Origin of the sequence: uncultured Winogradskyella sp., assembly GCF_947495255.1 — a bacterium.
Lineage (GTDB): Bacteria > Bacteroidota > Bacteroidia > Flavobacteriales > Flavobacteriaceae > Winogradskyella.
This window is the reverse complement of sequence record NZ_CANLYI010000001.1, coordinates 99662-112519: the sequence shown is the minus strand read 5'-3', so window position 1 is coordinate 112519 and position 12858 is coordinate 99662. Positions and strand designations below refer to the sequence as shown.

13 protein-coding genes are annotated in these 12858 nt (G+C 30.9%); 12 read left to right on the top strand and 1 reads right to left on the bottom strand.

Translation table 11 applies throughout. The annotated features are described in order from the left end of the window. Positions 1–12: 12 nt before the first annotated feature. The 10 genes from Q0807_RS00495 (at position 13) to Q0807_RS00450 (ending at position 9850) form a co-directional block, all read left to right on the top strand. The gene (locus Q0807_RS00495; RefSeq protein ID WP_186844079.1) at positions 13–912 is read left to right on the top strand and encodes an MBL fold metallo-hydrolase; all 900 of its coding nucleotides are present in this window, start codon (positions 13–15) and stop codon (positions 910–912) included. Between the two features lie 54 nt (positions 913–966). Next, on the top strand, positions 967–1674 hold the full coding sequence (locus Q0807_RS00490; protein ID WP_186844078.1) for a CPBP family intramembrane glutamic endopeptidase: 708 nt from the start codon (positions 967–969) through the stop codon (positions 1672–1674). Between the two features lie 329 nt (positions 1675–2003). Further along, positions 2004–3029: a sensor histidine kinase gene (locus tag Q0807_RS00485; RefSeq protein WP_299105120.1), complete on the top strand. Its 1026-nt coding sequence runs from the start codon at positions 2004–2006 to the stop codon at positions 3027–3029. Beyond that, on the top strand, positions 3016–3738 hold the full coding sequence (locus Q0807_RS00480) for a LytTR family DNA-binding domain-containing protein (RefSeq protein ID WP_299105118.1): 723 nt from the start codon (positions 3016–3018) through the stop codon (positions 3736–3738). Before Q0807_RS00485 ends, Q0807_RS00480 begins: the two co-directional genes overlap by 14 nt. Positions 3739–3857: 119 nt before the next feature. Next, complete coding sequence (locus Q0807_RS00475) at positions 3858–4478, top strand: hypothetical protein (protein WP_044634110.1); 621 nt, start codon at positions 3858–3860, stop codon at positions 4476–4478. A 32-nt stretch (positions 4479–4510) separates the two neighbouring features. Further along, positions 4511–6724 carry a CocE/NonD family hydrolase gene (locus Q0807_RS00470; protein WP_205618148.1) on the top strand — a complete coding sequence of 738 codons (2214 nt, stop codon included), beginning with the start codon at positions 4511–4513 and terminating at the stop codon, positions 6722–6724. A 161-nt stretch (positions 6725–6885) separates the two neighbouring features. After that, the gene (locus tag Q0807_RS00465; RefSeq protein WP_165586789.1) at positions 6886–8265 is read left to right on the top strand and encodes a serine hydrolase; all 1380 of its coding nucleotides are present in this window, start codon (positions 6886–6888) and stop codon (positions 8263–8265) included. A 1-nt stretch (position 8266) separates the two neighbouring features. Continuing rightward, the gene (locus Q0807_RS00460; RefSeq protein ID WP_044634109.1) at positions 8267–8737 is read left to right on the top strand and encodes a hypothetical protein; all 471 of its coding nucleotides are present in this window, start codon (positions 8267–8269) and stop codon (positions 8735–8737) included. Further along, the gene (locus Q0807_RS00455) at positions 8730–9305 is read left to right on the top strand and encodes a helix-turn-helix domain-containing protein (RefSeq protein WP_044634108.1); all 576 of its coding nucleotides are present in this window, start codon (positions 8730–8732) and stop codon (positions 9303–9305) included. Before Q0807_RS00460 ends, Q0807_RS00455 begins: the two co-directional genes overlap by 8 nt. Positions 9306–9370: 65 nt before the next feature. Further along, positions 9371–9850: a zinc ribbon domain-containing protein gene (locus Q0807_RS00450; protein ID WP_181897568.1), complete on the top strand. Its 480-nt coding sequence runs from the start codon at positions 9371–9373 to the stop codon at positions 9848–9850. Here the strand turns inward: Q0807_RS00450 and Q0807_RS00445 are convergent. After that, the gene (locus Q0807_RS00445) at positions 9847–10935 is read right to left on the bottom strand and encodes a serine hydrolase (RefSeq protein WP_052823526.1); all 1089 of its coding nucleotides are present in this window, start codon (positions 10933–10935) and stop codon (positions 9847–9849) included. The genes Q0807_RS00450 and Q0807_RS00445 overlap by 4 nt on opposite strands. A gap of 230 nt (positions 10936–11165) precedes the next feature. Here Q0807_RS00445 and Q0807_RS00440 point away from each other — a divergent pair, with 230 nt between their 5' ends. Next, a complete protein-coding gene (locus Q0807_RS00440; RefSeq protein ID WP_052823525.1) occupies positions 11166–12119 on the top strand; it encodes a sensor histidine kinase in 954 nt (317 codons plus the stop codon). Beyond that, positions 12116–12814, top strand: coding sequence for a LytTR family DNA-binding domain-containing protein (locus Q0807_RS00435; protein WP_044633815.1), 699 nt, complete (start codon positions 12116–12118; stop codon positions 12812–12814). The genes Q0807_RS00440 and Q0807_RS00435 overlap by 4 nt, the downstream gene beginning before the upstream one ends. Positions 12815–12858 lie beyond the last annotated feature (44 nt).

Here is a 12858-nt window from a genome sequence, read left to right as displayed (position 1 = left end):
ATAGACCAACATATGAAAACAAAAATCACAATCTTACTATCAGCACTAATTCTGATTTTGTCATGCCAACCATCAATCGAAGACACTGTTGATTTAAATGTTCAAAATTGGATTCATGGTTCTGAAAACTGTGAAGATAATATTGACCCACCAATTCAGGTCGTTAAGTATAATAGCAATACTTATATTTTACGCCAAAACAAGTGTACAAATTACGAAGCACCTTTTATGTTTCTGTTTTTTGGTGAAAACAAAGCGCTATTAATGGATACTGGAGCTACTCAAGAAGATGATATTTTTCCGATTTATGAAACTGTAAATAGAATTGTTAACGACTGGTCTAAAAAGAATGGAGTGGTCAAATTAATTGTTGCGCATACTCATAAGCATGGAGACCACTTTGCAGGCGATGGACAATTCAAAGGAAAACCGAACACTTCTGTAATAGACCTTGAGGTTAAAGATGTACAAGATTTTTTTAAGATTTCAAACTGGCCCGAAGAAATTGTAGATTATGATTTAGGAAATCGTATGATGAAAATAATACCAATTCCTGGACACCAAGCTTCTTCAATTGCGGTTTATGATACTTCGACTAAAATTCTCTTGACTGGAGACACCTTTTATCCTGGTAGACTATACATAAATGATTGGATTGCTTTTAAAATGAGTATTGAAAGACTTGTAAAATTCACCGACATTAATGAGGTTTCAACCATACTTGGAAATCACATTGAAATGACTCAAACAGCTGGTGTTGATTACCCCATGGGAACTATCTACCAGCCTAAAGAACACCAACTTCCGTTAAGTGTATTCACATTAAAAGAACTTTCAAGTGCTCTAACAAAATTAGGAGATACGCCGACAAAACAAATTCATGATAGCTTTATAATATATCCAGTTAATTAAAAATACTGACACTAACAAAGACGTATACAGCTCACAACTAATTAGATAAATGATATGGAACCACAAAAGAAATACTTTAATATTAAAATACTTGTAGAAATAGCAATTGTATTCCTAACTATATTGAGCATAAAACACCTTGCGGATTATTTCGACGTAATTGGTGCTGGCTCAATAGCAATTTGGTGTGGTATTATAGTTAGTACGATTTTCATGAAACAAAAAAAAATAAACTGGAAAGAGCTTGGGCCTAAGATTCCAAAAGGCACAAAAAATTGGATGATTAATATATTGATAGCACTTGGCACTGTAATACTAGTTTTTTCAATTATGGGACTAATTGTAAAACCAATATTGGAAAGCTTTGGTCTAACGAACCCAGCAGGTGTAGCTGATAGATTTGCCTTTTTTATGGGAAAACCTCTTGTTTTTATAGGTTACCTAATTACAGTTGTTTGGTTTGGTGCAGCCTTAGGTGAAGAATTGTTATTTCGCGGATATTTACTAAATAGATTGGTTGATTGTACTGGAAATAATACATTGGGAATAATTATAGCATTAATTATACATGCTGTAATATTTGGAATGTTACACATTTACCAAGGATTAGCAGGTGTTATTGCCACTGGTTGTATTGCCCTTATATTTGGTTCAGTCTATTTTATAATTAAGCGAAAACTTTTTCCTATAATAATTGCACATGGAATTATTAACTCCTTCAGCCTTATTGGATTATACCTAAATAATGGCGTTGTAAGTTAGAGATAAAGAATTGAATAAAACTTAAGCCAACAAAGATGGATATAAAAAAGAGGAATCCTCTACTGAGACTATCATGAAGAAAGACAATCTTTAAGTCATGAATTCTCTTGTCTTCAATCTGTAAATTTTCTTTTTAGTAATTTATCCAAGCCTCATATATTCCATAGCCTAAATTCTTAAAATTAATAACAAACGCTTATCTCTTCTTATTCGCGCTCATGTATTTCTTTTTTCTATTTTTAAAGAAAATACGTTGCTTTGCTGTTCATATGAGTTTAAGTTATACCAATAAAATATCAAAAACCCGTTTATATTGGCTTTGCCAATTGATGGGCTGGTGCTTGGTGTCAACTTATTGGGCATACACCGTATATACCAGAGATAATTATGGAATTTTTTATACATTTTTAAATTATGTTTTGGATGTGGCAATTGGAATATTCTTAACACATATGTATAGAATGTATGCTTTAAAAGCTAACTGGAGTCAGTTGCCAATTAAAAAGTTACTTATTCGTGTTATTCCAAGTATACTTTTATTAGCGCTTCTATATGTATTAATAAACAACTTAAAATGGTATGCGTATTGGACTTTTATTGCAGGCGAGGATAAAAATTTCTTTGAAGCCATCATGTACTGGGATCCAATTTTACTTACAGGACTGCGACTAATGTCTATTTGGATATTGGCGTATCACTTATATCATTACTATCAAAAAGAAGTGGTTACGGCAAGAGAGAATGCTCAACTTTCCTTAATCGCAAAACAAGCCCAGTTAGATAATTTATCAGCGCAATTGAATCCACATTTCTTATTCAACTCATTAAATTCTATTAAATCATTAGTCATCGAAAACCCAAACGTTGCAAGAAGAGCTATTGATTTATTATCAGATTTGCTGAGGTCATCCTTATATGAAAAAGACAAAGATTTAACACCTATTAAAAATGAATTGGCTTTAGTTTATGATTACATTGAATTAGAAAAGCTGCGTTTTGAGGAACGACTTCAACTAAAAACCAGTATTGAAGAAGGCGTTATTAATTATAAGATTCCTGCGTTAAGTATTCAGTTATTGATAGAAAATGCCATTAAACATGGCATTGATTTAATAGTTGATGGTGGTATTATTTACTTAAAAATTAAAAAGAAGGATAGCCATATTCATATTACAGTTGAGAATCCTGGAATAATTAATCAAAATAAAAGTGTTGGATTAGGTCTCGAAAATTTAAAAAAACGCTTAGAAATTCAATATAAAGGTAAGGCTGTTTTTAGTTTAACAGAGAATGAAAATAACCATGTCTGCGCAGAACTAATAATTCCAATGCATATAAACGATGAAAAGATATAAAACCATAATCATTGATGATGAACGTTTAGCGAGAGAAGAAGTAAAACGTGCACTAGAAAAACATAAAGAGTTTGAAATTATAGCTGAAGCTAGTCATGTAGATGAAGCCATAACTTTAATTGAAGACTTACAACCAGACCTATTGTTTTTAGATATTCATATGCCTGGGAAATCTGGGTTTGATTTATTGGAAGAACTAACCAATGTGCCTGACGTCGTTTTTACAACGGCCTATGATCAATATGCTGTAAAAGCGTTTGAGATGAATGCTTTAGATTATTTGGTAAAGCCTTTAAGAGATGAACGTTTTTCTAAAACTATTGAAAAGGTAAAGGAAGAATTGTCTAATAGGGTAAAATTAGAGCCTACCACCTTACCGATGCATCAAAAGATATTTATAAAAGATGGTGAAAAATGTCATTTTATTCCTCTCACAGATATTTATTTTATTGAATCTTTAGAAAATTATGCACGTCTCTATTTTGGTTCGGATAAAGCAATGATAAAGCGTTCTTTAAATTTATTAGCAGAAAAATTAGACCCTAAAGTCTTTTTCCGTGTGAATCGAAGCCAAATGATTAACATACATTACATCAAAAAGATTCACCCCTACTTCAATAATAAATTACAAATTATATTAACCACTGGTGAAAAAGTAGAAGTATCTAGCAGGCAGTCCGTTAAGTTTAAAAACTGGAATAGTTTATAAAGAGAAAATCGCTGAGTTTTCTAACGTTCATTGACTTTTATTTACGCTCATGTACTTTTCCTTTTTTGAAAGAAACAGACGCCTTTACTTTGTACTATAATTAATTTAAAATCCTTATTATGAAGTATTTAAAAGTAGTATTTAATATAGAAAGAATCGTATATCTAGTGCTAATTTCATTGTTGATATCTTGTAATGAAAACACTGTTTCATTAGCAGAACAACCAACCTTAGCTGATTATACAGTTGGAGAACAATGGACTTGGAAATATAAAGGCATAACCACTGAAGGCGAAGTGCGTTCAGAAGGCAAAGATACAAGAGAAATAGTACATATAGCTGATGGTTTAGGTATGGTCATTGGAAAAGACACGATTCCAGTTTCGGACATTGTAAAGCCAGAAGAAAGCGAAACACCAAGATACAAATGGCCTTTAGAAGTGGGAAAGAAGTGGAAATATGAGAAAAATTGGACAAGTCAAGATGGTACCACAGGAACACAAAGTCAAAAGGCAAAAGTATTATCATATAAAGAAGAAACTGTAGACGCTGGAACCTTTATGGCGTACACCATAGAATACAAGGGGAGCGTTTCTAATTCTAGAGGCTACAACGCACAAACAGATGAAGTTTGGTTGTATGCACCAGAACTAAAAAACTTTATTAAGATGACGCAAACTCAAGATGGCTTTTTGTACAATGAAGAGTTAATCCAGTACATAGACCCAAATAGGAAATAGTTAGTTTTTTATCAATTTTCAAACGTAAAACAATGAAAAAGTCAGTCCTTTTATTATTTCTAATTGCAATTAGTAGCACTTCTTTTGCACAAGAATTGCCATTTAAAAAGGTGAAACTATCAGATTCAATAGCGCTTGAAAACCAAATGCAGCAATTAGCCGCAATCTGTGATACTCAAAATTTATCAGAATTAGACCTGTTTAAGTTCCAGTTAATAAGAGGTGAATATGAAGACGCATTAGCTTCAATAAAAAAAAGAGTAGCAGAAACACCAATAGATCAAAGGCAGTATTTAGATGTATACATCCATTATGTAGAGGCAAAGCTATCTACGAACTTCAAAGACGCGTTTAAAAAATCTTACAACAAATACGTAAAGAATTCTGATGACATACAAGTTCTTAATTTAGATAAAGCCTTGATAGTTAGAGACCCAACTGATTATTACGTTAGTAATTTTAATACCACGTATACTAGTATTAATTCTGAAAAGATATCACAGCCTATAGCTATAGATTTAGTAAAAAAGTACTTTTTAAAATCGGTGTTTTCATCAACTAGAGCTATTTATTTTGAAGAAATAAAACAAGATCATAAACGCAGATATGTCGTAAATGATAGTATTGTCATTCCTATGAAAGATGGTGCCGAAGTTTCAATGGTAGTAGTTAAACGCAAGGGAAATTCAACAGCTAAAAAATCTGCCATATTGGTATCTTCTATTTATGCAGGCACCAATGAAGCTTCTGCTATGTTATCAGCATCTAAAGGCTATATAGGCGTTATTGCCAATACAAGAGGAAAACGGTTGAGTAAAAGCGACATAAAACCACTTGAATATGAACATACTGATGTGTATGAAGTCATTGATTGGATTAGTAAACAATCTTGGTCTAATCAAAAAGTAGCCATGTTTGGAGGGAGTTACAATGGTTTTACACAATGGGCTTCTATGAAACATAAGGTGCATCCTGCATTAAAAACCATTGTTCCTATGGTTGCTATTGCACCAGGTATTGATTACCCAATGGAAAACAATATCCTCCACAATTATTCATATTCTTGGAATTTTTATGTAACCAATAACAAGTTTTTAGATTTTGAAGCTTCAAATGATTTTAAGCGTTGGAATTCTTTAAAAAACACCTGGTACAAAACAGGAGTAGCGTTTAACAAATTAGATAGTTTAGATGGTCGGGTAAATACATTATGGAATACTTATATGCAACATCCTAGTTATGACGACTTCTGGAAAAAAATGATACCATACCAACAAGAATTTGCTAAAATTGACATTCCGATTTTAACCATAACAGGGTATTATGATGACTCACAAAGAGGAGCCATATATTATTACAATGAACATCATAAATATGCAAAAAATCCAAATCATTATTTGTTAGTTGGGCCTTATGATCATTGGGCTGCACAAACGAAACCAGAAGAAAGTCTAAGAAATTACAAATTAGATAAAGCTGCTTTGATAAACATCGAAGAAGAACTAATTTACCAATGGTTTGATTACATTTTGAACGGAAAAGCAAAACCGAGTATTTTAAAAGATAAAGTCAACTTCCAAGTCATGGGTACGAATACCTGGATGCACAAACCAAGTTTAAGCGCCATGACCAATGATACTTTAACATTTCATTTAAGTGCTGATAAAACCAACGATTTTTATGCCTTAAAATCAAAAGCAAATAATTTAGAGATTCAAATGTCTGTTGATTTTAAGGATCGAAAGAGTATGACTAACACAGAGTATTATCCTTGGCCTTTGGAACGTGACCAAATCAATTTAAAAGATGGTTTAATTTTTAAATCTGAAGCGCTAAAGGAAGATGTAATTATAAATGGCTCTTTTTTAGGGAATCTTGAATTTTCAATAAATAAAAAAGATGTTGATTATTCTGTAATCGTATATGAATTGACTCCAGAAGGGAACTATTTTCATTTAAGCTATTATATTGGTAGAGCGAGCTATGCTAAAGATAGAGAACAAAGAAATTTATTGATACCGAATCAAAAGACGAAAGTGTCTTTCGACAATTCGAAACTAATCAGTAAAAAATTAGAAAAAGGGAGTCGCATTGTAGTGGTGGTTAATGTCAATAAAAACAATAATGCTCAAATTAATTATGGTACTGGAAAGGATGTTAATAAAGAAAGTATTAAAGATGCTGAAATTCCATTAGAGATAATTTTTACAGGAAACAGCAGTATTTCTTTGCCAATTTGGAACTGATTTCAATAACTGTTAGAATCTCATCTCTTAAGTAAAATAAAGTTTAAATGTGCCTTTATTTAAAGGAATAAGCGCAGATGTCATAAAGATGTCATAAGCTTGGCGCAAGTGCCAGTAAGGTTTGTATTTAATTTTGTCCCATGAACATTAAATACAAATCAATGAATAATTTTTTTACAACACTCACTTTTCTTTTCATTACATATTTTAGCGTTAGTCAGAGCTATGAATCAAAAATAGATTCCATAGTTGCTATAAGTTACAATCAAAACGAGCCTGGTATTTCAATTCTGGTAGCAAAAGAAGGAGAATCTATTTATAGTAAAGCTTTTGGAAAATCTAATTTAGAATTAAACACTCCTTTAGAAACTAATAGTGTCTTTCAAATTGGCTCTATAACAAAACAATTTACTGCGATTTCTATTTTAATGCTAGAAGAACAAGGTAAGTTAAGTGTTGAGGATAAAATTGGAAAATACATTCCTGAATATGCTGAAATTGGAAAAGACATTACCATTCATCATCTATTAAACCATACTTCGGGAATAAAAAACAGAACACCTGTTGGTGACAAGGGTTTTATTTCTAAAACTAATATGTCACCTACAGAACTTATTGCATATTTTAAAGATGAACCTTTAGAATTCAAACCAGGAGAGCGTTTTAAATACAGTAATGCAGGCTATATTTTACTAGGGCGAATTATTGAAATCGTTTCTGGACAACCTTACAGTGATTTTATAGAACAAAATATTTTTGACAAAATAGGAATGAAGAATTCATCCTGTGGAGATCCGAAACAAGGTATTCCAAACCCTACTACGGGTTATATCATTGAACAAAATGATTTTGTAAAATCAGATGATATGAATTTGTCTTTAGCATATTCCGCGGGAGCTATTTTATCTACCACAGAGGATCTTTTAAAATGGCAAAATGCATTACTTTCAAACACACTTTTAAAAGCTTCTAGTATAAAACAAGCTATGACACCAACCTTATTAAACAGTGGGAAAAGAGTACCTTATGGATATGGTTTTCGATTTTCGAAATTGGGGAATTCTCCTGTAATTGCCCACACAGGAAGTACGAAGGGGTTTACCAGTATTGCGCTGTTTTTACCTAAAGAGAAACTGTATATAACTGCATTAACCAACTGTAATTGTAAGAATGTAAATAACGTGGCGAAACAAGTTGCTGAATTATTTGTAAGTATACCAGATGATAAAATAACAGAGGCTAAGCATAATCAACCTGAGAGAAAATCAATTAATGTACCTTCAGAAATATTAAGTGACTATACAGGTACTTATGAGGTTAAACCAAATGTAAACCTTACTATAGGATTGGATAACACAAATCAATTATACTTATTAGCTCCAGGTCAAACTAAAAAGGTTGAATTATTTGCTGAAACTCAAAATCATTTTTTTGTAAAAATTGTAGATGCAGAAATCACGTTTAATAAAAATGAAGCGAATAATGTTATTAGCTTAACGATGAATCAATCTGGTCGTAAAATTATCGCAAAAAAGAATTAGGATGAAAAACAAGGAAAAAACATCTTTACAGCAAGCCATTTATTATGCTAAAGCACCCATCATAATTGCATTAATTTTAACTCCAGTTAGATATGGTTTAGAATTATTGGGATTGCCTGAAAATGCTATTTTTATTATCGGGCTACTTTGGCTTACCTTAGGGATTGCTATATATCTAGGTATTAAATTAGGTAATCAAAAACAAGCTTACAAGATTCTTTTATTAAGCTTACTTATTTACTCACCTATTTCAAGGATTCCAGTTGCTATACTTTGGTGGGTAGATACAAAATGGGAAATTGGCACTCATTATGGATTATATTATGATAATTTTGGGCAAGCGCTATTAAATCATGTGATTTATGGGTCGTTAGTTCAATTGGTTCCTGGATTTTTATTAGGAATAGTAACCATAACAATAATGAGGTACAGAAAAACTTTAACTAAAAACAAACCTTTAGAAAATGGATAATAACTATTTAGCTTTAAGAGTAAAAGAATTGAGAAACCAGAAAGGGATGTCACAAGAATTTCTAGCAGAAGAATCTGGTTTAAGTTTACGAACTATTCAACGCATCGAAAAAGGGGAATCAAACCCTACAGGTGAGTCATTGAAGCGATTAGCCAATGCCTTAAATGTAAGTCCAGATGAGTTGATAGATTGGTCCGTAAAAGAAGATAAAAAGTATTTAACGTATCTCAATCTCTCTGCACTGTTATTTCTGGTCTTTCCATTGCTAGGGGTTTTAATTCCATTTATACTTTGGACATCAAAAAAAGGTAAGATAAAAAATAGTAATAAGTTGGGTAAAGATTTAATCAATTTCGAAATCACGTGGACCATACTGTTATTTTTTATCCCTCTAGTATTTTTCATCATATCAAAAATTGGACTCACAGACCAAATAACGTTAAGTACATTTTTTATAGTTATTGGCTTTTTGTATGTCGCCAATTTAATTTTAATATTGATCAACACACTTAGAATAAACAATGAAAAAGAGGTGATATATAGACCTCGATTTAAGTTTTTAAAATAAAAGGCAATGAATAATAGCGTTAATATTTTACAGCCATATAGTATCAACTCAAAAAATATAAAACTATGAAATACAAATGTCCGAAGTGTGATAATGCCACTTATGAAATTGGAGAAATGAAAGCCACAGGTGGTACGTTGTCGAAAATATTTGTTACCAAACATATAAAGCAAACTATGAGAACTTTTACATTTGTGATTTTATGTATTCTTCTTTTTGGAGCACAAACGACGTTCGGACAGAATAAAACGGATATTATAATTGGAAGTCAGTTCATTATTAAATCTAGTATTTTAAATGAAGAAAGAACTTGTTTAATAAGTATTCCTGATTCATATAATGATTCAACTGAAGTGGCGAAAAAATATCCAATTATCATATTATTGGATGGATATACTCATTTTAAAACAGCATCTGGAATAGTACATTTTATGAGTTCCAATAGAAACCGAAACAATTTAATTCCAGAAAGTATTATTATAGCCATAAAAAATGTTGACCGTGAACGAGATTTTACCGTTACAAAAATTAAGACATTAAATTAATTACTTCCATGCCATTTTGCCCAATCTTGCAGGTTTCCAAATAAAACGTTTTTTCCATTAGAGCCGTTGGTAAGGATAATAATACCTGATTTTGATTCAAAATCGAGCATAAAACCAGATTGCCATCCTTCATTAGAACCACCATGACCAGATAATGTAAAATCCCCAAAACGATTCATAATCATATAACCCATTCCGTAATTCCCTTTGGATAGTTCGGTAGGTTTTATCAAAAGAGCAATGCTTTCTTCTGACAAAACAGGATTTTTTGAAAATGATGCTTTTGCAAAAAGAATAAGATCATCTATTGTTGTATGAAAACCTGCTGCTGCTTGCGTATTAAAAAGGCGTAATGGGATTTCATTTCCTTCTTCATCATAGGCCTTTGCAGAATTTTTTAAAACCTTTTTACTAATATTAAAACTTGTTTGTTTCATTTTTAAAGGCTTAAAAATATGTTCTTTCATGTAATCCGCAAAAGATTTCCCACTAACGTCTTCAATAACTAATTGCAATATAGAATAACCACCACCTGAATATTTCCATTTGCTTTCTGGTTCCATAACGAGTTCTACTTTCTCATCTAGATTAGTAGTTCCGGATAACGATGCATCAATTGAAGTTAATTCATCTTTAGTTTCATAACCGTTGTAACCATGAACAGACAAACCTGCAGTATGTTGCAATAGATTCCTGATAGTTACTTTATCTGAATCAAATTCACTAGATGGTAATTTCCAATTCAAAAGATATTTTGAAGCTGGAGCATCTAAATTAAGTTTTTGGTCTTCTACCAATTTCATAATTCCCCAAGCTGTAAACATTTTTGATATAGAACCAATATTAAAGCCTGTTTTACTATTTACAATCTCGTTTTCTGATACATCAGAAAACCCATATTCTTTTTTAATAATAACGTCGCCATTTTTAATAATAGCCAATGCCAATCCAGGTACTTTATTGTCTTGCAATGCCTTTGGTGTAGTTTCATTTAAAGTTTTTAATAGTTCTTTCTCAGAACTCGTTTGAGCATTTACAAATAAGGTTGATAATGCGATTGTAATAATTGTAATTAAAGTTTTCATATGTATTTAGTTTTAAATTCGATGTAAACCTAGAGCTGAATATTCGTTAATTAGAACTATTTTGATGAAGCTAGCGTATCAAATGGCAATCAACTCATTATGATATTTAAAGTACCTTTATCATTAAATTTGATACGTTTACAATATGAAAAGAGACGTTTATAAAATAAAAGCTGTAACCTTGAATATGCAATATAGATTTGTGTCAAAATCATAAATAAATTAAAATCATGACACATAAAAAACTTTATAAAGCAGCAGCAGTTCTATCTGTAATCATTATTATTTTGATGCTAATCTTAAGAAACGCTCAAAGCGAAATATTCGCAGTGCTTTCAAGTTCATTGGGTTTAGTAGTCTTTTACACCCTTTTGAATTATCTCTTTCAAACTGAAAAAATAAAATTTGGGACTTCTAACCTTCGATTAAAATATCTCTTTTTAGGAATAAGTATTCCGCTTTTAATATTTGCTATTGATGCTACTACAGATTTAGATGGAGGCTTTCTAAAGAATAGCGTAAGAATTCTTTTAGCAATTGCAGTTGCTTATTTAATTTTCTATTGGACCTACGAATACCGAAAAAGTATTCAAAAACTTAAAAAGGATAAATTAGAAGCCGAATTGATGCTATTAAAAAATCAAATAAATCCTCATTTTTTCTTTAACACACTTAACAATTTGTATGCCTTAATAAAAAAGGATGCTGATGCAGCTCAAGACTATGTCCTAAAATTATCAGATTTAATGCGATTCACTATTTACGATAGCGGAAAGGAAAACGTGCAGTTAAAAGATGAAATAGATTATTTAATAAATTTTATTGATTTACAAACTGCCAGATACCATAAAGACATTGATGTGAATTTTGAAAAATCAATTAAAAATCCAGAAACAAAAGTGGCACCTTTGTTATTCATTATTTTGCTAGAAAATGCTTTTAAACATGGCATTGAAAAAGCAACAGATAATGCATTTGTTCATTTACAACTTATTGAAGATGAAAATAAAATAAGTTTCACAGTTAAAAACAATTATGATGCTGAAGAATCATCAGAAGACAAAGGTATTGGGCTCAAAAATTTAAAAGATCGCTTAAATTTATTATATCCAAACACACATCAATTGTATAATAAAATTGAAGAAAACACCTATTCAACAACATTAGATATATATAAGAAATGATAAAATATATAATTGTAGACGACGAAACTGCCTCTCATGATAATATTAAAGATTATGCGAGTAATTTGTCTTATCTATCATTCCAAAAAAGTTGTTATAATGCTTTTGAAGCCCTAGACTATTTAAATAAGCATTCTATTGATCTAATTTTTTTAGATATAAATATGCCAAAGCTTTCTGGTTTAGAGTTTTTAAAAACACTTTCTAATCCGCCAAAAATTATCATTACTACAGCCTACAAGGAATTTGCCTTAGAAGGTTATGAATTGAATATTGACGATTATTTATTAAAACCATTTAATTTCAGTCGTTTTGTAAAATCTGTTAGTAAAGTTTCCGATGCATTATCAATTAAAGCCAGCCCAATACAAAATACGGAAACCATAGAAGACACTAAGATTTTTATAAAGGAAGATAAAAAATACTACCAGATAAAGTTAAAGGACATTCTGTTTTTAGAAGCCTATGGAAACTATGTAAAAATTAATATGGTTGATAAAGTGATTGTTTCTCATCAAACGCTAACATCCTTTACACATAATTTACCAGAGACACAATTTATAAGGATTCACAAATCTTTTATTATCTCAATAGATAAAATAGAATTAATTGAAGGTAATAGAATACATCTAAGGAATCACAAAATTCCAATAGGGAAAATGTATAAGCTTAATGTAAATCGATTAATAAAATAAAATCAATTTTGACATTAACCTGTAATAATTCTTAATTTAAGACA